This is a genomic window from Saccharopolyspora spinosa NRRL 18395 (assembly GCF_000194155.1).
Lineage (GTDB): Bacteria > Actinomycetota > Actinomycetes > Mycobacteriales > Pseudonocardiaceae > Saccharopolyspora > Saccharopolyspora spinosa.
In genome coordinates, this window is record NZ_GL877878.1 from 1,379,716 (window position 1) to 1,405,617 (window position 25,902).

At 67.6% G+C, this 25,902-nt stretch carries 20 protein-coding genes and 3 pseudogenes; 4 read left to right on the top strand and 19 right to left on the bottom strand.

The genetic code is table 11. From position 1 onward, the window contains the following. Nucleotides 1-24 precede the first annotated feature (24 nt). Nucleotides 25-1,236, bottom strand: a complete 1,212-nt coding sequence (locus tag SSPN_RS0106990) for a cytochrome P450 (RefSeq protein WP_010693156.1) — start codon at nucleotides 1,234-1,236, stop codon at nucleotides 25-27. Between the two features lie 122 nt (nucleotides 1,237-1,358). On the opposite strand from SSPN_RS0106990, the gene SSPN_RS0106995 reads away from it, so the two are divergent. Continuing rightward, nucleotides 1,359-2,003 carry a TetR/AcrR family transcriptional regulator gene (locus SSPN_RS0106995; protein WP_029535053.1) on the top strand — a complete coding sequence of 215 codons (645 nt, stop codon included), beginning with the start codon at nucleotides 1,359-1,361 and terminating at the stop codon, nucleotides 2,001-2,003. 65 nt (nucleotides 2,004-2,068) lie between these two features. Here the strand turns inward: SSPN_RS0106995 and SSPN_RS0107000 are convergent, their stop codons facing one another. From SSPN_RS0107000 to SSPN_RS0107020, 4 genes are all read right to left on the bottom strand, one after another. Beyond that, a complete protein-coding gene (locus SSPN_RS0107000) occupies nucleotides 2,069-2,551 on the bottom strand; it encodes a hypothetical protein (RefSeq protein WP_010693158.1) in 483 nt (160 codons plus the stop codon). Next, complete coding sequence (locus tag SSPN_RS0107005; protein ID WP_010693159.1) at nucleotides 2,548-4,383, bottom strand: glycoside hydrolase family 15 protein; 1,836 nt, start codon at nucleotides 4,381-4,383, stop codon at nucleotides 2,548-2,550. Before SSPN_RS0107005 ends, SSPN_RS0107000 begins: the two co-directional genes overlap by 4 nt. Before the next feature lie 544 nt (nucleotides 4,384-4,927). Continuing rightward, nucleotides 4,928-5,776, bottom strand: coding sequence for a formyltetrahydrofolate deformylase (gene purU / locus SSPN_RS0107015; RefSeq protein WP_010693162.1), 849 nt, complete (start codon nucleotides 5,774-5,776; stop codon nucleotides 4,928-4,930). Between the two features lie 10 nt (nucleotides 5,777-5,786). Beyond that, entirely contained in the window at nucleotides 5,787-7,160 is a 1,374-nt protein-coding gene (locus tag SSPN_RS0107020) for an L-serine ammonia-lyase (protein WP_010693164.1), read from the bottom strand. Between the two features lie 119 nt (nucleotides 7,161-7,279). Between SSPN_RS0107020 and SSPN_RS0107025 the strand changes: the two genes are divergently transcribed. Further along, nucleotides 7,280-7,951 carry a GntR family transcriptional regulator gene (locus SSPN_RS0107025; protein WP_237710610.1) on the top strand — a complete coding sequence of 224 codons (672 nt, stop codon included), beginning with the start codon at nucleotides 7,280-7,282 and terminating at the stop codon, nucleotides 7,949-7,951. A gap of 19 nt (nucleotides 7,952-7,970) precedes the next feature. Here the strand turns inward: SSPN_RS0107025 and folP are convergent, their stop codons facing one another. From folP to SSPN_RS0107095, 14 genes and pseudogenes are all read right to left on the bottom strand, one after another. After that, nucleotides 7,971-8,846, bottom strand: a complete 876-nt coding sequence (gene folP, locus SSPN_RS0107030; protein ID WP_044572670.1) for a dihydropteroate synthase — start codon at nucleotides 8,844-8,846, stop codon at nucleotides 7,971-7,973. Next, nucleotides 8,843-9,127 (bottom strand): annotated as a pseudogene (locus tag SSPN_RS58245) (bifunctional 5,10-methylene-tetrahydrofolate dehydrogenase/5,10-methylene-tetrahydrofolate cyclohydrolase); the annotation flags it as partial. The gene folP and the pseudogene SSPN_RS58245, both read right to left, overlap by 4 nt. A gap of 66 nt (nucleotides 9,128-9,193) precedes the next feature. Further along, nucleotides 9,194-9,400: pseudogene (locus SSPN_RS59395) on the bottom strand (cyclodeaminase/cyclohydrolase family protein); the annotation flags it as partial. A gap of 356 nt (nucleotides 9,401-9,756) precedes the next feature. After that, on the bottom strand, nucleotides 9,757-12,231 hold the full coding sequence (locus SSPN_RS0107045) for a GcvT family protein (RefSeq protein WP_010693171.1): 2,475 nt from the start codon (nucleotides 12,229-12,231) through the stop codon (nucleotides 9,757-9,759). Nucleotides 12,232-12,329: 98 nt separating this feature from the next. Then, complete coding sequence (locus SSPN_RS0107050; protein ID WP_010693172.1) at nucleotides 12,330-12,926, bottom strand: sarcosine oxidase subunit gamma; 597 nt, start codon at nucleotides 12,924-12,926, stop codon at nucleotides 12,330-12,332. Continuing rightward, nucleotides 12,919-15,706, bottom strand: a pseudogene (locus SSPN_RS42790) (FAD-dependent oxidoreductase). The gene SSPN_RS0107050 and the pseudogene SSPN_RS42790 overlap by 8 nt, the downstream one beginning before the upstream one ends. Then, nucleotides 15,703-16,005, bottom strand: coding sequence for a sarcosine oxidase subunit delta (locus SSPN_RS0107060; RefSeq protein WP_010693174.1), 303 nt, complete (start codon nucleotides 16,003-16,005; stop codon nucleotides 15,703-15,705). Before SSPN_RS0107060 ends, SSPN_RS42790 begins: the two are co-directional and overlap by 4 nt. A gap of 14 nt (nucleotides 16,006-16,019) precedes the next feature. Further along, nucleotides 16,020-17,258, bottom strand: a complete 1,239-nt coding sequence (locus tag SSPN_RS0107065; protein WP_010693175.1) for a sarcosine oxidase subunit beta family protein — start codon at nucleotides 17,256-17,258, stop codon at nucleotides 16,020-16,022. After that, nucleotides 17,255-18,553, bottom strand: a complete 1,299-nt coding sequence (locus tag SSPN_RS0107070) for a serine hydroxymethyltransferase (RefSeq protein ID WP_044572672.1) — start codon at nucleotides 18,551-18,553, stop codon at nucleotides 17,255-17,257. The genes SSPN_RS0107065 and SSPN_RS0107070 overlap by 4 nt, the downstream gene beginning before the upstream one ends. A 118-nt stretch (nucleotides 18,554-18,671) precedes the next feature. Continuing rightward, nucleotides 18,672-19,298: an MBL fold metallo-hydrolase gene (locus SSPN_RS0107075; RefSeq protein ID WP_010693177.1), complete on the bottom strand. Its 627-nt coding sequence runs from the start codon at nucleotides 19,296-19,298 to the stop codon at nucleotides 18,672-18,674. Then, entirely contained in the window at nucleotides 19,295-20,383 is a 1,089-nt protein-coding gene (locus SSPN_RS0107080; protein WP_010693178.1) for an S-(hydroxymethyl)mycothiol dehydrogenase, read from the bottom strand. The genes SSPN_RS0107075 and SSPN_RS0107080 overlap by 4 nt, the downstream gene beginning before the upstream one ends. Nucleotides 20,384-20,646: 263 nt before the next feature. Beyond that, nucleotides 20,647-21,789, bottom strand: a complete 1,143-nt coding sequence (locus SSPN_RS0107085; protein WP_010693179.1) for an aromatic ring-hydroxylating oxygenase subunit alpha — start codon at nucleotides 21,787-21,789, stop codon at nucleotides 20,647-20,649. 158 nt (nucleotides 21,790-21,947) lie between these two features. Further along, nucleotides 21,948-23,123, bottom strand: coding sequence for an NAD(P)/FAD-dependent oxidoreductase (locus tag SSPN_RS0107090; protein ID WP_010693180.1), 1,176 nt, complete (start codon nucleotides 23,121-23,123; stop codon nucleotides 21,948-21,950). Further along, a complete protein-coding gene (locus SSPN_RS0107095) occupies nucleotides 23,123-23,470 on the bottom strand; it encodes a bifunctional 3-phenylpropionate/cinnamic acid dioxygenase ferredoxin subunit (RefSeq protein ID WP_029535056.1) in 348 nt (115 codons plus the stop codon). The genes SSPN_RS0107090 and SSPN_RS0107095 overlap by 1 nt, the downstream gene beginning before the upstream one ends. Before the next feature lie 121 nt (nucleotides 23,471-23,591). On the opposite strand from SSPN_RS0107095, the gene SSPN_RS0107100 reads away from it, so the two are divergent. Both SSPN_RS0107100 and SSPN_RS0107105 read left to right on the top strand, forming a co-directional pair. After that, nucleotides 23,592-24,377 carry an IclR family transcriptional regulator gene (locus SSPN_RS0107100; protein ID WP_010693182.1) on the top strand — a complete coding sequence of 262 codons (786 nt, stop codon included), beginning with the start codon at nucleotides 23,592-23,594 and terminating at the stop codon, nucleotides 24,375-24,377. 79 nt (nucleotides 24,378-24,456) lie between these two features. Then, complete coding sequence (locus SSPN_RS0107105) at nucleotides 24,457-25,893, top strand: MFS transporter (protein ID WP_044573550.1); 1,437 nt, start codon at nucleotides 24,457-24,459, stop codon at nucleotides 25,891-25,893. The last annotated feature ends 9 nt before the right edge of the window (nucleotides 25,894-25,902 follow it).

Below are 25,902 nucleotides of genomic sequence, written 5' to 3' on the forward strand. Positions count from 1 at the left end.
CAGGTCTCCTCGGTGGTGGTGCGGCTACCAGGTCACGGGCAGTTCAATGACGCCGCCGGTGATGGTGGTGCGCACCTCCAGCTCGTCGATGTGCTTGGCCAGGCGCAGGCCGGGGAGGCGCTGGGCGAGGGTGGCGAAGACGATCCGGAGTTCGGTGCGGGCGAGGCTGGCGCCGATGCAGAAGTGCGAGCCGTGCCCGAACCCGAGGTGGGCGCGTTCCTCGCGGTCGGGGTCGAAGGTCTCGGCGTTCGAGTAGGTGGCCTGGTCCCGGTTGGCGGCGTTGATGGACAGGATGACGGCATCGCCGCGGTGGATGGTGGTTCCTGCGACGTCGAGGTCGGTGTGGGCGTAGCGCAGCAGGCCGAGGTCGCCCGGTGCTCCCAGGCGCATGATCTCCTCGACGGTGGCGTTGACCCGGCCGGTGGGGTCGGCGGTCAGCGACTGCCACTGATCGGGACGGGTGAGCAGGAACAGGGTGCCCAGTCCGATGCGGTTGACCGTGGTCTCGTGCCCGGCGAAAAGCAGTCCGACGCACAGGCGGACCATCTCGTCGTAGTCGAACCCGTCGTCAGTGCTCTGGGCGCGCACGATGTCGGAGATGACGTCCTCGCCCGGCTCGGCACGTTTGCCCTCCGCCAGCCCCGCCATGTACTTGCCGAACTCGGCCTGCGCCTGGTGGGCGTCGTCTCCGCTGGCGTAGTTGGCCATGCGATCGGACAGCGACCGGAAGTGCTCGCGGTCGCTCTCGGGCACTCCCAGCAGCTGGCAGATAATCGCCACCGGCAGCGGGAAGGCCAGCCCGGCATGCAGGTCGACGATTCCGTCGGGCGCGGCGCCGTGCTCGGCGACCAGCTGGTCGATGTAGTCGTCGACTAGGTCTTGCACGTGACCGGCGAGCATCCGCATCCGTTTGGCCGAGAACGCCGGGGTTAGCAGTCGGCGCATCCGCGCGTGATCGGCTTCTTCGGTCTCGTAGTTGCCCGTGGGGCCGTCCTGCACCGCGGCGGTCGTGATGCGCGATGCCCGTTCCGGCTCGGGGTGCGACCGCCCGAGTCGCTTGTCGCTGAGCAGCTCGCGGACCTCGTCGAAGCGCGTGACCAGCCAGGCGGGGTCACCGGCTGGGCTGGTGACCGGCGTGACCGGCGCTTCTCGGCGCAGCACCTCGTACAGCGGTGCGAGATCAAGCACGTTCGGCCTCTCGAAGGGCAACTGCAGGCGCTGGGCGGCAACGCTCATGGCTTCCTCCTGTGGTGTCTCGCAGCACCGTGAACCTACGATTATTGACAGTCACTGCCAATAATGCTGAGTCGGTTAGGGTGTGTCAACGCGTAACCGTCGAGCTGCTGGTGGAGGTGCCCGTGGTTGACCGACACGACCGCACGACCCGCCGCGGGCGTCCTCCCGTGAGCGACCAGCAACGCCAACAGCAACGGCTCGACATCTCCCGCCACGCAGTGCGGCTGTTCCGCGAGCAGGGCGTGGCCGCGACATCGGGCGAGCAGATCGCGAGGGCCGCCGGGGTGTCCGAGCGCACGCTGTGGCGCTACTTCCGCAGCAAGGAAAGCTGCGTCGAACCGCTGCTGACGAAGACGATCGACGCATTCCAGGAGGTGCTGCGCACCTGGCCGCCCGAACTGGAGCTGGCCGAGCACCTGCGCGCGGCCTACATGCCCGTGCTCGACTCCGCCGACTCCGACGTCGAGGCGGTGCTCGCCGTGGTACGCATGACGCACGACGAGCCCACGCTGCGCGCCGCCTACCTCGTGCTGCGGGAGCGTGACGAGTCCGCCTTCGCCGACGTGCTCGCCGAGCGCATGGGCATGCCGGCCGACGCGCTCGAAGTCCGAATGCAGGCCGCCGCCACGAGCGCGGCGCTGCGCGCGGCGACCGACCACCTCGTTTCCATTGCCACCGAGGGGATTTCCCCGGACACCTTCAGCGAACACCGCGAACGCCTCGCCGATGCCCTCCGCCTCTTCACGCGGGTGCCCACTCGCCGCTAACCAGTCCGGTACCAGCGCTTCAACGACGGGTGCACTGGTGCCGCTGCCCTGTCCACATCGCCCGGTCAGCTGGTGAAGGAGATGAATCCGCCGACGAGGACGCCGTAGAGGACATGTCCCAGCAGGCTGACGATCGGTGTCACCACTCCGTAGTTGAGCAAGAGGAACCCCGGCGGTTCGAGCAGCGCGCTCTGGGGAGCACTGGTCAGGTTCGTTCCCATGCGCGGGTGCACTACCGGCAGCAGGATGTTCACCAGTGCAGTGCCTGCGAACATGCCGTGGACCAGACCGAACAGCGCCCCCAACCACCAGCTGCTGGTTCCCAGGGCGACGAACAGCCCGTAGTAGCCCAAGGCGAACAGCTCCCCGAACACGAAGTGCGCCAGGTAGCCGAGGGCTTTCGCTCGGGAACGGTTGACCGTTACGCAGGTGCCGAGCAGGAAGGGGATGTCGATGCGGGTCAGTTTGAGCTCATTCGCCGCGCGCAACGCCGTGGTCAGCACCAGGGTGCCGATGAACCCGCCAGCGAGCGCTCCCCAGATCGTCACCGCGTCATCGCCTGCTCGGTGATCGCACAGGCTGCGCTGATCAACGCCAGATGGGTCAGGCCCTGCGGCATGTTTCCCAGGAACTCCCCCGTGTTCGGGTCGATTTCCTCGCTGTAGAGGCCCACGTCGTTGGCCAGTCCGACGAGTTGGTCCATCAGCTCCGCGGCCTCCTCGAGGTGGCCGCAGCGAGCCAGGGCCTCAGCCAACCAGAACGAGCAGGCCACAAACGCCCCCTCAGTCCCCTGCAGACCATCGTCACCGCCGTAGCGGTACACGAACGGTCCGTGCGCCAGGTCGCGGCGGATGGCCTCGATCGTGCCATGCATCCGAGGATGCTGCGGATTCGCATAGCCGCGCAGCAGGCCGAGCAAGACGCTGACGTCCACCTCCTCTGCGTCGGCGCTGCGCACGTAGCTGTTCCGGTTCGCGCTCAGACAGCGCGTTTCGATGAAATCTTCGATCACGGCCTGCTCACGTCGCCACGCGGGTGCGTGCCGACGGGAGAGCAGCCCGCGTTCGACCAAACGCAGCGCGCAGTCGAGAGCGATCCAGCACATCATCTTCGACTGGGTGAAATGTTGGGGCGGACTGCGGACTTCCCAGATCCCCTCGTCCGGTTGCCGCCAGCTCGCGCACACGAAATCGGCCACCCTTGCCAACCGTCGAGCGATGTCGGGATCGAGCTGGCCGCTGGCCGTCGCATACAGCCAGGCCGTCTGCAGCAGTTCGCCGTAGGTGTCCAGCTGCAGCTGCCCGGCTGCCGCATTGCCCACCCGCACCGGCGCCGACCCGCGGTACCCCTCCAATGGGAGCACCCGCTCGGGTGCTCGGACCCCTCCGTCGAGCCGGTACAGCGGGCGCAGGCGCGGCTCGTTGAACTGGGTGGCATGCATCAGCCACCAGAAGTAGGCCTGCGCCTCGCTAGGGCACCCGAGTGCGAGAAGGGCGTCCAGGGTGAAGACGGAATCCCGCAGCCAGGAGAACCGGTAATCCCAGTTGCGCTCTCCGCCGATCTCCTCTGGAAGCGACGAGGTCGCAGCGGCGGCCACCGCGCCCGACGGGGCGAACACCAGCAGTTTCAGCGCCAACGCACTGCGCGTCACGGCTTCCCGCCATCGCCCGGCGCAGGCGCGATCCCGCAGCCAGGCCCGCCAACGGTGGCCGGTCTCCGCCAGCCGCGCCGCGCACTCCGCGCGTGCGGGCACCACCAGCGGCTCCTCGTGCGCGAAGCTCAGCGCGAGATCCGCCCGCGAACCCAGCCGGATCTCGAAGGCGCCTTCGATCCCGTCACCGGCGCACACCGGCTCGCCCGCACCCCAGGTGCACACGGCCACCGCATCCGTACCTGCCGACGCCACCGGCAAGCCTGCTCGCTGGCTGATACGTGGGCTTGCGGCGCCGTAGCCGAAGCGGGGCTGCACTCTCCAGCGCATGGGTACTGCCCCGGACAGTCCTTCGACCTTGCGGACCAGTTCCCGGGTGGGCGTCAACGCCGCTCCGGGCAGTGTCAAAGCGTCGGTCACCTGGACCGCGCCCGCAGCCGTGGTACACGTCGTCTCCACCACGTTGGTACTCGGGAGGTACCGGCGGCTCACCTGGTAGGGCAGCTCCGGTTGCAGGGCGAAACAGCCTCCCCGACGCGCGTCGAGCACTGCGCCGAAGACCGTCGGCGAGTCGAGGTCCGGCATCGTCAGCCAGTCCACCGAGCCGTCCCGGGCGAGGAGGGCAACGGTACGGCCATCGCCCAATGCCGCGTACTCCCGCAGCGGCGCGTACCCCTCCCAGCGAGGCGCAGCGACCCGTGGGCCGTTCCCGAGATCGGACCCGATCATCGAACCCTCCGAGCCGCTACCAGGAGATCCCCTCAGCCACACCACCGGCCACCAAGATCGCTCATGTTTCTCAGGCCCGAGCAGACCTTCAGATGACGAAGCTGGTCATGCCGTTCCACGGCGCCCTCATTTCGCCAGACTGCCGCAGCACAGCCGAGCCGAACCAAGGCCTTTCTGCCCCAATCACGGAGTTCAAGGCACCGCTGTCTCCTGGACCGCCTCGTCGAACCCCGCGCTCGCTGGAGCAGGGGGGAAGCGAAGGTCATCGGCGTTGTTTCCGCCGCTCCACCTGGCTCCACGAACTCAGCGGCGTCGGGCCAGCCACCACTTCAGGTTCGGCGACTCCGCTCCGATCGTCGTGCAGCAGTGTCCGGTGTGGACGATCGCGTCCGGGCCCGGTGCGATCTGCTTGGATGAGATCAAAACCCGGCGGCTGGATCACGGATCGCCCGGTCGAACGCTGCCAGCAGCGCGACCCGGTACGCACCAGACTGCCCTGGCCCGCTCGAGGCGTTCGTCGGGGCAGTCCGATCAGGCACCGTGGTCACGGGAAAACGACCGTGCTGTGGCCGTTGAGCAGCACCCGGCGTTCGCAGTGCCAGCGCACCGCGCGGGACAACGCGAGCGCCTCGGCGTCGCGCCCCACAGTTTGCAGTGCACGGGGGTCGTAGGTGTGGTCGATCCGGATGACTTCCTGTTCGATGATCGGCCCCTCGTCCAGGTCCGAGGTGACGTAATGCGCGGTGGCACCGACGAGTTTCACACCGCGCTGGTACGCTTGGTGGTACGGCTTGGCACCCTTGAACCCGGGCAGGAACGAGTGGTGGATGTTGATTGCGCGGCCGTACAGAGCCTTGCTGGTCTCGTCCGAGAGGATCTGCATGTACCGCGCCAGCACGACCAGCTCGGCGTCGTACTCATCCACGAGCTGCAACAGGCGCGCCTCGGCAGCCTCCTTCGTCTCCGGGGCGACCGGTACGTGCACGAACGGCAAGCCAGCGGCCTCGGCCATCGGGCGCAGGTCCTGGTGGTTGGACACCACTGCGACGATGTCACCCCCGAGGCTTCCGGCCCGCCACCGGTAGATCAGGTCGTTCAGGCAGTGGCCGAGCTTCGATGCCATGACCAGGATCCGGGCGTTCCGGTTGGCGTTGAAGTCGTAGGTCATCTGGAACTCAGCGGCCACCGGCGCGAATCCGCGCGACAGCTCCTCCAGATCGGTGCCGTCGGGCGCCGTGACCTGGGTGCGCATGAAAAGCCGGTCACGCACGGCGTCGTCGAACTGCTGGTGCTCACCGATGTCGCATCCGTGTTCGAACAGGTATCCGCTCACCGCGCGCACGATGCCTGTCCGGTTGGGGCAGCTCAGGGTGAGGGTGCAGGTGTGACTCACGCAGATCTCCTCAGCACTCCACGATGTTGAGAGCCAGCCCGCCGCGGGCTGTCTCCTTGTACTTGTCCTTCATGTCCGCGCCGGTTTCGCGCATGGTCTTGATCGCCTTGTCCAGCGACACGTGGTGCGCACCATCGCCGCGCACAGCCATCCGGGCTGCGGTGATCGCTTTGACCGAGGCGACGGCATTGCGCTCGATGCAGGGGATCTGCACCAGCCCACCGACCGGGTCGCACGTCAGGCCCAGGTTGTGCTCGATGCCGATCTCCGCGGCATTCTCAACCTGCTCCGGGGTGCCGCCGATGATCTCAGCGAGACCGGCAGCGGCCATCGAACAGGCCGAACCGACCTCGCCCTGGCAACCGACCTCAGCGCCCGAAATGGACGCGTTCTTCTTGAACAGCAAGCCGATCGCGCCCGCGGTGAGCAAGAACCGCACGGCATCGTCATCGGTGAACGAGGGCAGGAACTTCTGGCTGTAATGAAGTACTGCCGGCACGATCCCGGCGGCACCGTTGGTGGGGGCAGTAACCACTCGACCGCCCGCGGCGTTCTCTTCGTTCACCGCGAGGGCGAAAAGCGTGACCCACTCCATCGCGTGCAGCGAGTCCGCGTCTTTCGCACCGGCCTCCAGCTGCTCCCGCAGCTTCGCGGCGCGGCGACGGACCTTCAGCCCACCAGGCAGGGTTCCCCCGGTGCGCGTGCCGCGGTCGACGCACTCGCGCATCACCGACCAGATGTTCAGGAGCCCCGCACCGACCTCCTCCTCGCCACGCCAGGACAGCTCGTTGGCGAGCATGATGTCGCTGATACGAAGCCCGGTCTCCCTCGTCAGCGCAAGCAGCTCGTCGCCCGTGGTGAACGGGTAGCGAACCGGCGTGTCGTCGTCGACCAGCACCGGCCGGCCAGCCTCGTCCTCGTCGAGAACGAACCCGCCACCAACCGAGTAGTACTCGCGACGGTCGAGCTCGGCGCCGTCAGAACCGTAGGCCGCGAACACCATGCCGTTGCTGTGGAAGTCCAGCCGCTTGCGGCGGTGCAGCACCACGTCGTTGTCCGCGGAGAACGAGATCTCGTGTTTTCCGCCAAGGCTGATCCGCCCGTCCGCGCGCACGGCCTCGACCGCCGGGTCGGCGGCCACGGGGTCGACCAGGTGCGGCTGCTCACCAGCCAGCCCGAGCACCACCGCCTTGACGCTGCCGTGGCCGTGGCCAGTGGCGCCGAGAGAGCCGAACAGTTCACAACGCACCCTGGCCGTGCGGCCGAGCGCCCCGGACTCGCGAAGCCGGGTGACGAACAGATACGCGGCCCGCATCGGGCCGACCGTGTGCGAACTCGAGGGTCCGATCCCGACCTTGAACAGGTCGAACACGGAGATGGTCATCAGCGCTCCCTGGTCGCTTCATCGCTCCCTCAGATATTGAACTAATATATCAATCTGATGCAAGACCTGCACCAAAGAAGTGCCGGCGCATGTCCCCCTGGATTTCAGGTCCTAAGATGATGCCCGTGTCCACTGCCCGACAGGAACTCGAATCGTCGACCACCTCGCTGGCCGACCGCGCCTACGCCGCGATCCAGGACCAGCTGATCATGCTGGACATCCCGCCGATGGCGCCGATCGACGACTTGGCGCTGAGCGAGTCGCTCGGCATTGGACGCACCCCCGTCCGCGAGGCCCTCAAACGTCTCGAGGTGGATCGTCTGGTGGTCTCGTACCCGCGTCGCGGCACCTTCGCGACCGGCGTGGACATCACCGACCTCGCCTACATCTCCGAAATCCGCGTGCAGCTTGAACCGCTGGCCGCCCGCCGGGCCGCCGAGAACGCCGGGAAGGCCCTGCGCGAGAAGCTGGCCGAGCTCGCCGACACCATCCAGGACAACGACGTGCTGATCATGTCGCGCAACGAGCTGATGCAGTGGGACCTGCGGGTGCACCGCTCGATCTACCGCGCAGCCGGCAACCCCCACCTGGAAGACACGCTGGTTCGCTACAACAACCTCGCCACCCGGATCTTCTGCGTGTTCCTGGAACGCATCACGCATTTCGACCGGCACATCGAGGAACACGTGGGCCTGCTGCGAGCGGTCGCCGATGGCGAGAGCCGGAGGGCCGAAAAGATCGCCCGAGACCACGTCACCGGATTCGAGAAGGCGATACGGGCGATCATCTGACCGCCACATCGCGAGCGGCTCAATCTTCGATCGCGGCAAGCACTTTGAGCGCGTCGACCGTGGCGGCCACGTCGTGCACGCGGAGGATCTTCGCGCCGCGCTGCGCCGCCAGCACAGCGGCGGTGACCGAAGCTGCCTCACGCTCCTGCACCGGCCGCCCGGTGATTTCCCCGAGCACTGCCTTCCGCGACAGTCCAGCCATCACAGGTGCACCGAGCTCGGTGAACGCGCTCAGCGACCGCAGCAAGGTCAAGTTGTGCTCCCGGTTCTTGCCGAAGCCGAAACCAGGGTCGATCACGAATTGCTCGCGCGGCATGCCCGCACCTGCACACACTTCGATCCGTTCCCACAGGAACTCCCTTACTTCGGCAAGCACGTCGACGTAGCTCGGGTTGCGCTGCATCAGGTGAGGCGGCCGGAGCATGTGCGACAGGCAGACGGGCACCCCCGAACCGGCTGCCATCTCGACTGCACCGGGATAGCGCAGTGCGCGCACATCGTTGATCATCGTCGCGCCCGCGGCCACCGCTTCCCTCATCACCTCCGGGCGGGAGGTGTCGATCGACAGCGGAGTGTCCGTCCAACGTGCCAACTGCTCGATGACCCGCACAACGCGGTCGAGCTCCGCTGCGGTGCTAGGCGGGCGGGCGCCCGGCCGCGTGGATTCGCCGCCGATGTCGAGAATGTCCGCACCCTCTTCGATCAAGCGCAGCCCGTGCCGAACGGCTGCGCCGCTGTTCCAGTACGCGCCGCCGTCGGAGAACGAATCCGGTGTGACGTTGAGGATTCCGCACACCAGTTTGCGCGGGCCGCGCAGCATCTTCAGCAGATTCCCCACAGCAGCGGCAGGTGTGGGAGCGCTCAGGTCTGTACCAGCGGTTCGCGGCTCGGTCATATTGCGCTCCGCGAAGCGGATTCGACCGTGTGGCGCAGCAACAACGCCGTGGTCACCCGTCCGACCCCGCCGGGCACCGGGGTCAGCCCAGCCACCAGGTCGGTCACGGCTGCCGCGTCAACGTCGCCGGCGAGGCCGCCATCGGCAGTCGGATTGGTGCCGACGTCGACTACAACCGCGCCCGCACTGACGTGGTCGGTGCCGATCAGACCGATCCGCCCGACGGCCACGACGAGGATCTCGGCCGAACGAGTGTGCTCGGCGAGATCCCGGGTGTAGCGGGAACCGACGACCCGCTCGGCGACCGCGACTACCCTTCCAGGCACCCGCCCCGCCTCGGCCAGCGACGCCGCGATCGCCTGCGAACGCGCGGCCTTCTCCTCACCGGTGGAACGAGGGAGCGCATAAGCGTCCCCGACGGCTCCGAAAGCCGTGGCATCATCTTCGGCCAAGGTCAACGCGAGCTCGCGGAGATCATCGGCGGAGTTCCGCACCGAGGTGACAGCAGCGGCGTGCTCGGCGTACTTCTCGCCGTCGCTGTAGCGGGCAACCATCCCGACCAGCGCGGCGGCCTGGGCGGCGTGCAGCCCGGCGCTAGCCGGGCATTCCGCACATGAGGGTTGATCAACTCGGCCTGGTCGTCATGTTCTTTGATCCACGACCGAACACCCTGTCAGAGCCCTTGAACGGGAAGACACAGGCCCGGCCGATCAACTCACCTATGCCCATGTGCGGATGACGGGGCTAGCCCCGCCGCCAGGTGCCGGTACCCGAGCTGCGAGTTCTTGCAGGAAGGTTTCGAGACTGTCCATGCGCATGGCATCGGTCTTTCGTTCTCAGGGGCTGGGCCCGCAGTCGGGTGGGTGCGGACACCGACCGTTTGCGGACCCCGCACCCTGCTCGGGGCCGCTCAGCGACGAATTCGGGCCATCTCCGGGTCGACCAGCGGTTCTGCGGCGACGGTGGCGCGCACCTTCCGCCCGAAGTACTGGATCTCCACCGAGGTGCCTGCCGCAGCCGACGCGGGGAGCCAGGCGTAAGCGATCGGCTTGCCGATCGTGTGGCCGAACGCGGCCGAGGTCACATAACCCGCGGCTTCGCCATCGAGGAAGACGGGTTCGTTGCCCAGCACCACGCTACGACCGTCGTCGATGGTCAGGCAGGCAAGACGGCGGGTGACCGATTCGTCACTCAGCCCGGCGATCGCCTCGTAGCCGACGTAGCCGGTCTTCTTCTTGTTCACGGCGAACCCGAGACCGGCCTCGTAGGGGTTGTGCTCGGTCGTCATGTCGCTGCCCCACGACCGGTAGCCCTTCTCCAGGCGGAGGCTGTTGAACGCGGCGCGCCCGGCGGCGATGACGCCCAGCGGTTGCCCCGCTTCCCACAGCACATCCCACAGCCGCTGGCCGTATTCGGCGCTGGTGTAGATCTCCCAGCCGAGTTCGCCCACATAGGACAGTCGCATCGCGGTGACCGGGATGCCGGCGATGTGTGCCTGCTTCAGGCGGAAGTACTTCAGCGCCTCGTGGGAGAAGTCATCGCCGCTCAACGGCTGCACCAGGTCACGCGCCAGCGGCCCCCACACGCCGACGCAGCAGGTACCGCCGGTGATGTCGCGAATCTGGACGCTGTGGTCGTCCGGTGCCTCGCGCAGGAAGTAGTCCAGGTCGAGGTTGCCGTTGGCGCCGACCTGGAACAGGTGCTCGCCGAGCCGGGCGACGGTCAGGTCCGAGCGGATACCACCGGCCTTGTCCAGGGCGAGGGTGTAGGTCACCGAGCCGACTGACTTGTCCATCTTGCCGGTGGTCAGCCGCTGCAGGAACTCGATCGCCCCCGGGCCGCTGACCTCGATGCGCTTGAGCGGGGTCATGTCGTACATGGCGACCGCCGTGCGGGTCTTCCACGCCTCCCCCGCGGCGATCGGCGAGTGGAACATCGCTGACCAAGCGTCGCGCGACGGCGGCTGCCAGTCGGTCGGCAGTTCCTTGACCAAGCGCGCATTGGCCTCGTACCAGTGCGGCCGCTCCCAGGCGTGGGCCTCGAGGAAGAACGCGCCCAGTTCCTTCTGCCGCGCGTGGAACGGACTTACCCGCAGGTCGCGCGGCGACAGCTTCGGTTGCAGCGGGTGCCGCACATCGTAGATCTCCACGAAGCTCTGCTGCGAGGTCTCGCTGACGTAAGCCTTGGTCGTCTCGATCTCGTCGAACCGGTTCACGTCACAACCGTGGAGCTCGGCGTCGCTGCGGCCGTCCACGAGCAGCTGCGCGACGGCGCGGGCGACACCTGCGGAGTGGGTCACCCACACCGCCTCGGCGATCCAGAACCCGGCCACCTGCTGGGACTCTCCGACCAGCGGTCCGCCGTCAGGGGTGAAGGAGAAGACGCCGTTGAACCCGGACTCGATCTTCGCCTCCCGCAGCGACGGCAGCAGCACCTTGCTGTGCTCCCAGGACGGCGCGAAATCCTCCTCGGTGAACGGCAACATCGATGGCATCGCCGCCTCGGTGAGATCGTCGTCGTCGACTTCGGACAGCTCGGACAGCCGTGTCGGCATGGGGCGGTGGGCGTAGGTTCCGATGCCGACGCAGTCGTTGTGCTCGCGGTAGTAGAGGTCGTGGTCCTGGTGGCGCAGGATCGGCAGCCGTGCCTCGATCCGCTCGTCGTTGCGGCCGACGAGCTCAGCGATCTGCCCGGTGCGCACGTATTGGTGGGCCATCGGGAGCAGGGGCACCGTCATCCCGACGAGCTCACCGACGGCCTGCCCCCAGAACCCGGCGCAGGACACCACGATGTCGGCGGGGATCTCCTCGCCGCCGTCGGTGCGCACACCGGTGACCCGACCGCCCTGCTGAAGGACCTCGATGACGCGGGTCGAGCCGCGGAACACCGCGCCGCGGGACTCGGCGCGGCGGGCCACTGCGACGACGGCGCGGGACGCCTTGGCCAGGCCGTCCGTCGGGGTGTGGAACCCGCCGAGCACCCGTTCGCGGTCCAGCAGCGGGTGCAGTTCGGCGCATCGCTCCGGCCCGACGACCTCGCCGGGCACCCCCCAGGAGGTGGCCCACCCCTGCCTGCGGTGCAGGTCGGCGAGCCGCTCCGGGGTGGTGGCGACCTCGAGGCCGCCGACCTGGTTGAAGCACCAGGCGCCGTCCACGTCGAGGCTCTTGAACTTCTCCACCGTGTAGGTTGCCAGCTCGGTCATGACCTTCGAGGCGCTGGTCTGGTACACGAGACCAGGCGCGTGGGAGGTCGAGCCTCCGGTGAGGGGCAGCGGCCCCTGGTCGAGAACAGCGACCTCGGTCCAGCCGCGCTCGGTGAGCTCGTCGGCCAGGTTCGCACCGACGATCCCGGCTCCGATGATGACGACGCGAGGGGTGGTGCTCATGACGGGTCTCTCCTAAATGCACGGTCCACTGCGACCGCTACGAGAACGCCTGTGAAGGACGGAAAGTCGAGCCGTGCACGATCGAGGACGCCTGGGCCCTAGTGGGCGGGGCGGAATTCCTGGGACGTGTCGAGCAGCCAGTCTGCGAGGTACCCGGCGAACGACGGCCGGACGAAGAGCCGGAAGTCGTCGCCGCTGCCGAGGGCGAGGATCAGCACACCGGTCTGCCCGATGCTGGTCTGCGCGCTCGATCCGTTGGGGAAGGCCGAGGCCCGCAGGTCGATCGAGCACCCGAACGACAGCAGCTCTCGTGCCCTCCCACCGCTCAGCCGGATGGTGGTGCGCTGTGCGGACACGTCCACGGCAGCGCCGCCGTGAGCGGATACAACCTGGCCGAGCGAGTCCTCCAGCTCGTGCGGGCGGGCGTTCTTGCTGGTCACCAGCCACTCATCTGGTCCGAGCCAGATGATCTGGCCGTCCGTGGTGTGGGTCCAGGTGTTGGGTTCGACGGGCAGCGCCGAACCCAACGCGCGCTCCACTGCCTCGGCGCCCGGTCCTGCAGCATCGACGCGCAGGTCCACCGCAGCCATTGACTCCTCGGGCTTGACCATCAGCCCGTCAACCGCCCACGTTAGCTCGGCCAGAGCGGCTTTCCACGCTTGCAGGGGGTGCGCGGGGTAGAGGGTTTCAGCCATCGCGGCGTGCTCCTTCCGGGTCCACCAGCACGGTGTCGCCGATCTCGGCCTCGATGAGCTTGCCGCCCATCGGAACGTGCACCAGGTCACCGATGCGGGCACGGCCGTTCTTCACCAGTGCGAGCGCGAACGGTCGCCCGAGCTCGGCGCTGTGGTAGCTGGAGGTGATGTGCCCGAGCATCGGGACCGGCGGCTCGGGTAGCGCCCCGTCCTCGCGGAGTTCCACGATCTGCGAGCCCTCGCGCAGCTTGGTGAGTCCATCGGTCGGCAGCAGGGAAACGAATTGCTTGCGAAGCGGGTTGTGGTTCTCGGGCCGGGCGAACGAGCGCTTGCCGATGAAGTCTTCCTTCTTCTTCGACACCACCCAGTTCATGCCGAGGTCCTGAGGCGTGACCGTGCCATCGGTGTCCTGCCCGATGATCGGGTAGCCCTTCTCCGCGCGGAGCACGTGCATGGTCTCGGTGCCGTACGGGGTGATATCGAAGCGCTTCCCGGCCTCCAGCAAGCGCTTCCACAGCGACAACGCGTACCAGGAGTTGACGTTGACCTCGTAGGCCAGCTCGCCGGAGAAGGAAATCCGCGCGACGCGGGCCGGCACACCGTCGAGTGCGGTGTCCTTCCAGGACATGAATGAGAACGCCTCGTTCGACACGTCGAGGTTGGGGAACACCTCGCCGACCACGTCCCTCGACCGCGGGCCGACGACCGGGAACACCGCCCAGTGCTCGGTGACCGAAGCCAGGTGCACACGCAGTTCCGGCCACTCGGTCTGGAGCCACTCCTCCATCCACTCCAGAACGGCCGCGGCGCCGCCGGTCGTCGTGGTGACCAGGAAGCGGTTCTCCGCGATCCGCAGCACCGTGCCGTCGTCGATGACCATGCCGTCGTTGCCGCACATCACGCCGTAGCGCACCCGTCCGACCTTGAGCGTGCTCATCATGTTCGTGTAGATCCGGTCGAGCAGCACCCCGGCATCCGGGCCCTGAACGTCGATCTTGCCCAGGGTGGAGCCGTCGAGGATGCCAACACTCGCTCGGGTGGCGGCGCATTCGCGCAGCACGGCGGTGTCCATGTCCTCGCCTGGCTTCGGGTAGTAACGCGCGCGCTTCCACTGCCCGACGTCCTCGAACACCGCCCCGGCCGCTACGTGCCAGGCGTGCAGCGAGGTGGTGCGCTCCGGGTCGAACAGCTTGCCGCGCTCACTCCCGGCTAGCGCGGCGAACGCCACGGGGGTGTACGGGGGACGGAAGGTGGTGGTGCCCAGTTCCTCGATCGGGCGGTCGAGGAGCTCGGCCGTGATGCCGGAGGCGATCACGCCGGAGGTCTTGCCCTGATCGTGCGCGGTGCCGATGGTGGTGTAGCGCTTGACGTGCTCCACCGACCGCAGCCCGGCGCCGACAGCCCGCTGGATGTCCGCGACGGTGGCGTCGCGCTGGATGTCGACGAACTGGCGGTCCGGGTCGCCTTCGGTCCGCCACAACACCTTCGTCGGTGTGCGGGCGGGTTCGGCGTCGACGGACGGAGCTCCGTCACCGGCGCCTTCGCGCACCACCCCGGCCAGGTCGAAGGTGCCGTTCGCGGCGCCGATCACGGTCACGCCGGGCAGCGTTCCGGACGGGCGGAAGGCGCCGAGCGCGGCGTCGTAGGCCAGCGCTCCCTTGATGTGGCTGAACAGGTGCACCACCGGGTTCCAGCCGCCGGAGACCAGCAGCAGGTCAGCGGGCAGCCGCACCGCACCGCCGGCGTTGCGGGCGAGCACGCCGGAAACGCGCTCCTCGCCTTCGGTTCCGGTGACCACAGTGGACGGATGGACCGTGGTTCCACGCGCCACGGCACGATTCTTCCATTCCTCGGGCGCGGTGTCCCGCGCGTCGAGGATGGTCACACGCGCGCCCGCGTCGGCGAGGTCGATCGCCGCGGCATAGGCGGTGTCGTCGCTGGTGAACACGACGATCTCGCGTCCGGCGAGCACGCCGTAGCGGTGCAGGTAGTCCCGTGCTGCGGAGGCGAGCAGGATGCCGGGACGGTCGTTGTCCTCGAACACGATCGGCCGCTCGTGTGCGCCGGTGGCGACGACGACCTTGAGCGCCCGGATGCGGTGCACCCGCTGCCGGGCGCGGTTCGCGGGCGCGGCAGCGCCGAGGTGGTCGGTGCGCCGCTCCAGCGCCAGCACGAACCCGTCGTCGTACTGCCCGAACGCGGTGGTGCGCTGCAGGTGCAGCACTTCCTGATTCCCCGCCAGTTCGGCGACGACCTCGTCGACGAACTCCCGGGCCGGACGACCGTCGATGCGCTCGGTACCAGTGAGGCTGCCGCCAGGGGCGACGCGGTCGTCGACGAGGACGACGCTCTCCCCCGCGCGCGCCGCGCTGCGGGCGGCGACCAGCCCGGCCGGTCCGGCGCCGATCACCAGCGTGTCGGTGTGGGTGTGCTTGCGGTCGTAGCGGGCGGGGTCGGGCACGTCGGCGAGACGTCCCTGCCCGTTGACGCCACGGGCGACGAGCCCATCGGTGAGCTCGTGTGGGTGTGCTTGCGGTCGTAGCGGGGGGGGTCGGGAACGGCTTCTCGATCTGCACCAAGCCGGTGGGGTCTTCGGTCCAAGCGGCTCCGATCCCGTGCGGGCGGCCCAGTTTCACACTGGTGCCGACGCGGTGGACGCCGTTGGCCAGCAGGGCCGAGGCGAGCGTGTCACCCGGGTGGCCGGTGTAGGTCCGGCCGTCGAAGGTGAAGGTGAGCGTGCGGCTGCGGTCGATGCGGCCGTACCCGTCGACCCGGTTCATGCGGTCACCTCCTGTTCGGCCCGCGCCACACCGGCGACCGGTCCGCCGACCTCGTAGGTGGCGAGGAACGCGTAGGTGCGGGTGTCGCGGACGGCGTTGAACCAGCGGCGGCAGCCAAGACTGTGGCTCCAGCGTTCCGCGAACGGCCCCTTGGGGTTGTCGCGGTAGAACACGAACTCCGCCCATTCCTGGTCCGACAGTTCGGCGGGCTTTTCGGGGTAGGCGATGTCGGCCTGGCCGCCGTAGTGGAACTCGACCTCCTCGCGGGGGCCGCACCACGGGCAGTGGATGAGTTGCATGGCAGTCCTCGGATTCAGTGGGCGACGGCCGCGGCGCCGTGCTCGTCGACGAGCGCGCCGGTGGCGAACCGGTCGAGGCCGAACGGGGCGACGTACGGGTGTGGATCGCCGTGGGCGATGGTGTGCGCGTAGCACCAACCGATCCCCGGCGTGGCTTTGAAACCGCCGGTCCCCCAACCCGAGTTGACGAACAGGTTCTCGTACGGGGTGTGGCCAACGATCGGGCTCGCGTCCGGGGTGACGTCCACGATGCCCGCCCAGGAGCGCAGCAGGTGCGCCCGCGCGAACACCGGGAACAGCTCGACCGCAGCAGCCATCTGGCGCTCGATGATGTGGAAGGCGCCGCGCTGGCCGTAGCCGTTGTACGAGTCCACACCCGCACCCATCACCAGTTCGCCCTTGTGCGCCTGCGAGACGTACACGTGCACGGCGTTGGACATCACGATCGTCGGGTGCACCGGCTCCAGCAGCTCGGAGACCAGCGCCTGCAGCGGGTGCGATTGCAGCGGGGCGCGCACGCCGAGCACGTCCAGCAGCACCGACGTGTGCCCGGCCGCGCAGAGTGCGACGGTGCCGCAGGCGATGTCACCGCGGGAGGTGCGCACCCCGGTCACCCGGTCACCGTCCACTGCGAACCCGGTCACCTCGCAGTTCTGGATCACGTCGATCCCGGCCTCGTCCGCGCGGCGAGCGAAGCCCCAGGCCACGTAGTCGTGCTTGGCGATGCCCGCGCGCGGCTGATAGGTCGCGCCCTGGACCGGGTAGCGGATATCGGCGGAGATGTTGACGATCGGGCAGATCTCCTTGACCTGCTCGGGCTCGATCCACTCCGCGTCGATCCCGTTGAGTTTGTTGGCCTCCACGCGACGGACCGAGTCGCGGACGTCCTGCTCGGTGTGCGCGAGGTTGAGCACACCGCGCTGCGAGAACAGGATCGGGTAGCCGAGGTCCTCTTCCAGGCCCTCCCACAGCTTCAGGGAGTGCTCGTAGATCGCCGCGGATTCGTCCCACAGGTAGTTGGACCGGATCAGCGTGGTGTTGCGGGCCATGTTGCCGCCCGCGAGCCAGCCCTTCTCCAGAACCGCGACGTTGGTGATGCCGTGGTTCTTCGCCAGGTAGTGCGCGGTCGCCAGGCCGTGCCCACCGCCACCGACGATGACCACGTCGTAGGACTTCTTCGGTTCCGGGTTGCGCCAGAGGAAGTCAGGATGTTCGGGCAGATGCGCGCCAGGAGGCGTGGTGGTTGCACTCATGCCTGCAGCTCCGGGTAGAGAGGACGACTTTGGGCGAGATCCGCGACGCGGTCAGCGAGGGCGTCAAGGCCGACTTCCGGGGTCTCGGGACGTAGCGCCAGCGCGATGATGTCCGACACCTCCACGAACTCCTCATCGTCGAAACCGCGCGCAGCCAGCGCCGGGGTACCGATGCGCACCCCGGAGGAGACCATCGGCGGGCGCGGGTCGAACGGGACGGCGTTGCGGTTCACCGTGATCCCAACCCTGTGCAGCCGGTCCTCGGCCTGCTTCCCGTCCATCTCGGAGTTGCGGAGATCCACCAGCACGAGGTGGACGTCGGTGCCACCGGAGACGACGCCGACGTTGCGCTCCTGCAGCAGCCGGTCGGCGAGGATTTTGGCGCCGGCGAGAGTGCGCTCCTGCCGCTCGCGGAAGGCGGCTTCTCCGGCAAGCTTGAACGCTACCGCCTTGCCCGCGATCACGTGCTCGAGCGGGCCGCCCTGCAGGCCGGGGAAGACACTGGAGTTGAGCTTCTTCGCCAGGTTCCCCTGAGCGAGCACGACCCCGCCGCGCGGGCCTCCGAGCGTCTTGTGAGTGGTCGAGGTGACCACGTGCGCGTGTGGCACCGGTGATGGGTGCAGCCCCGCAGCCACCAGCCCGGCGAAGTGCGCCATGTCCACCATCAGGTAGGCGCCGACCTCGTCGGCGATCCGCCGGAACTCCGCGAAGTCCAGCTGCCGCGGATAAGCCGACCAGCCCGCGATGATCAGCTTCGGCCGCCGCTGCTTCGCCAGCCGCTCCACCTCGGCCATGTCGACGAGGTGGTCGTCTTCGCGCACGTGGTACGCCACGGCGTCGAAGTACTTCCCGGAGAAGGTCAGGCGCATTCCATGCGTCAGATGCCCGCCGTGCGCGAGATCCAGACCGAGGAACGTGTCTCCCGGCTCCAGCAGCGCAGCCATGACCGCCGAGTTCGCCTGAGCGCCGGAATGCGGCTGCACGTTCGCGTAGTCGGCCCCGAAGAGCTTGACCCGGTCAATCGCCAGTTGCTCGATCTCGTCGACGTTCTCGCAACCACCGTAGTAGCGACGCCCCGGGTACCCTTCGGCGTACTTGTTGGTCAGCACCGAGCCCTGGGCCTGCATCACGCTCAACGGCGCGAAGTTCTCACTCGCGATCATCTCCAGCGTGTCGCGCTGCCGCGCCAATTCCCGGTTGACGGCCGCATGGACCTCCGGGTCCGTCTCCGCCAGCGGCAGGCCGAGCGCGCGTTCGGCGCTCGGTACCACTTGACGATCAACCGTTGCGGACATGCGGCCGACCTCCCGTGTATCTGTGTGCGATGATTGATATATCAATTAGACGTCACGTTAACCGCCGTGCCGGGCTCGGTCAACAGCCCGGGGAACTTCTCCCGGAATTCGAGAGACGTCAGTGCCCCCGCGCTATCCACTCCTCCAGGTGCGGCGCCTCGGCGCCGATGGTGGTCGAGTCGCCATGTCCGGTGTGCACGGTGGTTTCGCCCGGCAGGGCAAGCAGAGTTCGGCCGATCGAGCCGATGATCGTGTCGAAGCTGGAGTAGGACCGCCCGGTTGCGCCAGGGCCTCCCCGGAACAAAGTGTCGCCGGTGAACACGGTCTTCAACTCAGGCACTTGGAGACACGTCGAGCCCGGCGAGTGCCCCGGCGTCGAAAGCGCGCGCAACTCGATGCCGGCCACGGTGAAGGTCTGCATGTCCCGCAATTCCCGATCCGGTTGACGATCCGGATGGGTCAGCTTCCACAGCGGCGCCTCGGCGGGGCTGAGCACGATGGGTGCATCGAATTCGTCAGCCAGCACCGGTGCCTGGTTGATGTGGTCGTCGTGGGCGTGGGTGCACACGACCGCCGTCACGCGGCGATCGCCGATCTTCTCGGCGATGGCGTCGGCGTTGTGGGCCGGGTCGATGACGAGAACCTCGCAGTCGTCACCGATGAGCCAGACGTTGTTGTCGACCTCCCAGGTCCCCCCGTCGAGAGAGAAGGTGCCCGAGGTGACCAGGTGCTCGATGGGACTCACAGGACCACCACCGAACGCAGCACCTCGCCGCGGTGCATCTTCTCGAAGGCGTCCTCCACCGCATCGAGGGAGATCTCCTCGGTAACGAATTCCTCCAGCGGCAAACGGCCCTGCAGGTGCAAATCGACGAGGGCCGGGAAGTCGCGCGAGGGCAGGCAGTCGCCGTACCACGAGGACTTGAGCGCTCCACCACGAGCGAAGTACTCGATCAGGGGCAACTCCGGTGCCATCATCTCCGGCGTCGGCACGCCGACGAGAACGACGGTGCCAGCCAGGTCACGGGCCTCGAACGCCTGCTTCCACGTCTCCGGTCGGCCAACGGCATCGATCACCACGTCGGCACCGAACCCACCGGTGCAGCTCCGGATGGCCTCGACGACATCCGCGTTTCGGGCATCGACGAAGTGGGTGGCTCCGAAATCCCGGGCTTTGTCCAGTTTCCGCGGGTCTCGGTCCACCGCCACGATCGTGCTCGCCCCCGCGAGCCCAGCCCCGGCGATGGCTGCGTCTCCAACGCCTCCGCAGCCGATCACCGCAACCGAATCGCCGCGGCCCACGCCCCCGGTGTTGATCGCGGCACCGATACCGGCCATCACCCCACACCCGAGCAACCCCGCCGCCTGCGGCCTCACCCGTGAATCGACCTTGGTGCACTGCCCTGCGGCCACCAGCGTCTTCTCCGCGAAAGCCCCGATCCCCAGCGCCGGGCTCAGCTCCTGCCCCGAGGCCAGCGTCATCTTCTGCGTCGCGTTGTGCGTGTTGAAGCAGTACTGCGGCTTTCCCTTGCTGCAGGCCCGGCACTGCCCGCACACCGCCCGCCAGTTCAGGACCACGTAATCACCGGGCACCACGTTGGCGACGCCCTCGCCAACCGATTCCACGACCCCGGCGGCCTCGTGCCCGAGCAGGAACGGGAACTCATCATTGATCCCGCCCTCCCGGTAGTGCAGGTCCGTGTGGCACACCCCGCACGCCTGCACCCGCACTACGGCCTCACCGGGGCCTGGGCCGGGGACCACGATCGTCTCAACGGTGACGGGCTTGCCCTGCGCGAGCGAGACGACTCCGCGGACTTCTTGCGACATGCTGCTTTCTCCTGTTCCTGGTTGCTTTTCAGGCCCGGACGAACCCGACGACGACCCACTGCTCGTCGGACGACGCGGACCTCGGTTCTGGGGTAGCGGTGCGGATTGCGACGCCTAATGTGACATACGGCTGGTATATCAGTCCATCATCAACTGGGATTGCTCGGTGGCGGCGCGGCCCGGGGCCGGAGCGGCGAGGAGAACGCACCGATCCGGCCCCGGGCCGTAGCTGCCGGGAGGACGCTTCTCCCGGCAGGCCGACATCAGCCGGAGATCGCGGCCGCCACCCAATCCCGGAACTCGCCGATGTGGTGCTCGCTGGGAACCAGCACACCACCCGAGGCGTATGCCCGCGAGGACATCGCCGGCTGGCAACGCTCGCATGCGTCGAAGTCCTGCTGGTTGACCCGGTGGAAGAGCTCTACCGAACGCGAGAGATCGGCCCCGGTGTCGATGACCTCCTGCGTGTAGAGCCAGTCGCACTCGACGATCGTCCGGTCCACCGCCACCGGGTACATGCGGTGGAAGATCACGTGGTCCGGGACGAGGTTGATGAACGCCTGGGGGTTAATCGTGATCGCGTAGTAGCGCCGATCGTGGTCCTCATCAACGCCGGAGAGGGTTTCGAAGCCGCTCTGCCCGTCCACCGTGAAGCCGGTGATCTCCTCGCCGAACTCCGCTCCGTGCCCCACGAAGTACTGCGCCGCGTAGCCATCGGCGAACTCGGGCAGCACTTCAGTCAGTTCAGGATGGATGGTCGCGCAGTGGTAGCACTCCATGAAGTTCTCAACGATGAGCTTCCAGTTCGCCTTCACGTCGTAAGTGATCCGGCGACCGACCACGAGGTCCTCGATCCTCCACCCATCGATGACGTCGGGATCACCGAGCCGGGCAGCAACCGCTGCCTGCACCGTGTCGGCGAAGGACGGCGGCTCGTCAGCGAGGCAGACCCAGACAGTTCCGAGCCATTCCTGCAGGGCGACGCCGATGAGGCCGTATTCGTCGCGGTTCACGTCGTTCATGGAGTTCAGATTCGGTGCCGCGATGAGCGAGCCATCGAGGCCGTAGGTCCACGCGTGGTACGGGCACTGCAAGGACCTGCGGACCGATCCGGACTCCTCGAGGCACAGGCGTGCGCCGCGGTGCCGGCATACGTTGAGGAAAGCTCGCAACGCGCCGTCACGGGCACGCACGATCAGCACGCTCTCCCCTCCGACGTCGACGCTGCGGAAGCTGCCCAGTGTGGCCATGTCATTGCTGCGGGCCGCGGCGAACCAGTTGCGCTGGAAGATCCGGGACTGCTCGATCTCGAAGACCGCGGTATCGGTGTAGTGCGATCCGGGCAAGGTCGGAATCAGGCTGGAGGCGGATTCCGGCTGCTGGCTGTGGACTTCGACAGAGCTCACAAAGACCCTTTCCTGCTCTTTCAATGCGGCGATGAATAGTCAGCGCGGATCCGGGGCAGCTGAGAGCTCGAGGAAACACCTGGGCCGAACTGGTGCCCGAGGATCACCGCGCTAGCACGGGAACGGAACTGGACGAGAAGGGCCAAACGATCGTCGGATCAGCGTTGCGCCGGCCGGAATCCTGCTAGCTGGCGACGCCATCTCCCGAACGAGCGGGCGCGGTCGACCGCGAGAACTGCTACCGGGTTGCCGGCCTGATTGCGGTAGAGCGCGAGGAAGTCGAGCGATTCGAGGTCGCCCTCGATCACTTCGATCATCGAATCCGCGGTGCGGTGACCGGCGAATTGGATCTTGTGGCCATACTGGTCCGACCAGAAGTACGGCACCTCGTGATGCGCTGGCGGCGTGTAGCTCCGACCGAGGAGAGCAGACACTGCCGCAACCGGCTGTTGCACGGCATTGGTCCAGTGCTCCATGCGCCGCGCCGAGCCGAGGTAGTTCCGGTGGGAGTTGGCGCAGTCGCCGACCGCGACAACACCAGGGATGTTCGTGACGCCCTGCGCATCGGTCACCACACCATCGTCGAGGTCGACGCCCGACCCGCCCAGCCAATCCACGGACGGTGCCGCCCCGATCCCGACCACCACCACATCGGCGGGAAGTTCGCGGCCATCGGTCAGGCGGACGGCCTTCACCTGCGTGCTGCCGACCAGTTCGGCGAGCGAAACGCCGGTGTGCAGCCGCACTCCCCTGGTGGCGTGCAGCCCGGCGCAGATCTCGCCCATCTCAGCGCCGAGCGGCTTCAGCAGCGGCACGGGCGCGGTCTCGACGACATCGACCTCGACGCCCAGTCCCACCGCCGTCGACGCGATCTCGGAACCGATGAACCCCGCCCCGATCACAACCAGACGGGCTCCCGCGACCAACTCCTCGCGCAGCGCCATCGCATCGTCGAGCGTGCGGAGCGTGTGCACTCCCTTTGGCATCTCCCCGGCGAGGTTCTTGGCCCGGGCACCAGTCGCCAGGACCACGCCGTCGGACACGATCCGTTCACCTTCGTCGAGCACCACCGCCCGCCCACCGGTGTCGAGGGCAGTCGCGGTGCATCCGAGGCGCCACTCCGCGAGCAGTGCGGCGTCCTCAGGCGTCGCCAGCTTCAGGTCGTCTTCCGAAACCGTTCCGCCCAAGAACTCCTTCGACAACGGGGGGCGGTCATACGGCGCGTGCGTTTCGTCGCCGACGACGACGATGCGTCCCTCGAAACCCTGATCACGCAGCGCGCGGGTCGCCGTGAGCCCGGCGAGGGAAGCCCCGACAACAGCAATCGTCCGCATCACCGGACCTCTTCCGTAAGCGCCTCAGCGACTTCCGCACCGACCTCCACCGACTCGTACACGTAGATCTGCCCGTCGGAGATGACGATTTCGTGCGTGCGTACTGGTTTCCGCGCAGGCGGCCCGCTGGGCCGCCCGGTGCGGAGGTCGAAGCAGGCGGCGTGCAGCGGACACTCGACCGCACATCCTTCGAGCCAGCCGTCCGACAGCGAAGCATCCTGGTGGGTGCACGTGTCGTCGATCGCGTAGAAGGTGCCGTCAGCGTTGAAGACCGCGATTGCCACGCTGCCCTGCACACGTACGGACTCCCCAACCGGGATGTCGGACACCGCGCCAACTAAGATCATCGTTGCTCCTGTTGCTCATTGCGGAACACGACGTGCTATTCGCAACAGAGCATCCGGCACTTATCGTTTCCCGTCAATTAACCGATCCCAGATCGACTCACCTCAGGTTCGGAGTTGCAACATGCACAACAACGACAAGATCGTGGCCACGTCTGAGCCCCGGACGCAGACTCAGGCCGTCGACCGGGCGCTGTCGATGCTCGTCCTGCTGGCCCAGCGCGGGCCGTCCGGCGTGACCGAGCTGGCCCGCAAACTGGGGGTCCACAAGTCCACGGCATCCCGCCTCATGACCGCCCTGGAGAAGCATCGGTTCGTCGAACAGGTAGGCCCGCGCGGAAGATATCGGCTCGGATTCGGCATTGTCCGGCTCGCCGGAGCGACGGCGGCACAACTGGACATCGCCGGCGAAAGCAGGCCGATCTGCGCTCGGCTGGCATCCGAACTGCGCGGAACGGTGAGCCTCAGCGTCTTCGAGGGCGGCGGCGCGACCGCCGTCGTGCAGGAGCCGAGCACCGAGCGCAACTGGATCGGCCTCCGAGTCCCGCTCCATGCGACTGCGAGCGGAAAAGTGCTGCTGGCGAGCTTCGGATTCGAGGAGCTCGAGGACGCCATGAAGCAACCGCTGCGGCGTTTCACCACGCACACCGTTACCTCGCGCGGCGCCTTGCTGGCCGACCTGAACCGGGTGCGCGCTCGCGGCTGGGCAGCCGCGAGCGGCGAGTTCGAACCCGACCTCCACACCGTCGCCGTCCCGGTGCGCGGCCCGGGCGGGCGCATCGCCGGAGCGCTGAGCGTATCGGCAGACGAGGCCCATCTCCGCCCCGCGGACTTCCAGGGCATTTCACGCATTCTCACCCAAGCCGCCGAGGAGATCCACGATCGCTTGCAAAGTCTCGCGGGCCCGTAGCCGGCGCAGCGACCTTGACCACCACTAACACATCTAATAGCTTACAGAAATATATCAGTCGCATGAAACACGGGTGATCATGAATCCAGATCCTCGGGCCTCGGTCGACCAGGTAGCGGTCGTGGATGCGCAGACCATTCGTCGCGCGACAACGGCTGCAACATTGGGAAACGTCGCCGAGTGGTACGACTTCGGCATCTATTCGTATCTCGCAGCAATTGCCCTGGATCGGGTTTTCTTCCCCGATGCTGGGGAGTGGGCGGCGGTGTTCACCCTGGGCACGTTCGCCGCCGCGTTCTTGGTTCGCCCGCTCGGCGGGCTCATCCTCGGCCCGCTGGGTGACCGCATCGGCCGGACCAGGGTCCTCTCCGCCACGGTTCTCCTGATGGCGATGGCCACTGCACTGCTCGGGCTCGTTCCCAGCTACGGCGCGATCGGTATCGCGGCCCCGTTGATCGTGTTGTTCATCCGGATGCTGCAGGGCTTTTCCGCGGGCGGCGAATACACCGGTGCACTGACCCTCGTCGCGGAGTACGCCCCGGACCGGCGGCGCGGTTTCCTGGGCAGCTGGCTGGAGTTCGGCACGCTGGTCGGGTACACCCTCGGCGCGGGAATCTGCACGATCCTGGTCGCCGTGCTGCCAGCGGATGATCTGTTGACCTGGGGCTGGCGGCTGCCCTTCATGCTCGCCATTCCGGTGGGAATCACCGGGATCTACCTGCGGATGCGCCTGGAGGAGACGCCCGCGTTCCGGCAGCTGATCGAGCGCTCACCGGCGATGGCCACCATGTCGCTCCGCCGCGTCTTCCAGATCTTGGTGAACCATTACCGCTCGGCGGCGCTGATCGCTGGCGGACTGATCGTGGCCTGGAACGTCACCAACTACGTTCTGACGAACTACGTGCCGACCTACCTGGCGGGCACCCTACCGGCCTACGGCAAAAGCGGGACCAGCGAGGCGCTTTCGACCACGCTCCAGGTGACCGTCATGCTGGCGATGCTCTGCGTCATCGTGTTCGTCGGCAAGCTCAGCGACAGGATCGGCAGGAAGCCGATCCTGATCACCGGCAGCGTTTCGCTCCTCCTGCTCGGCCTGCCTTCGGTCTGGCTGCTGAGAGCGGGGCTCACCGGCCAGGTCCTCGGCTTGCTGATCATGGGTTTCGCGCTGCTCTGCTTCGCGGCGGTGACCCCCTCGACGCTGCCCGCGCTCTTTCCCACCTTCATCCGGTACGGCAGCCTCGCCATCATCTTCAACTTCTTCGTTTCGGTGTTCGCGGGCACCGCACCCACGGTCATCGGTGTCGCGGTGACCACGACGGGCAACCTCGACTGGCCTGGCTACTACCTCATCGGGGCAGGTGCGATCGGGCTCGTGAGCGCCTTTTTCCTCAAAGAGTCAGCCGGACAGCCGCTGGCGGGGGCGGCGCCCCTCACCTCCAGCGCGGACCTGCCCGCACCGAAGCTCTCGAAAGACGGCGTGCCGTTGGAAAATCCGCCGGCGCGCCCACGGAGATGACGAACCGCC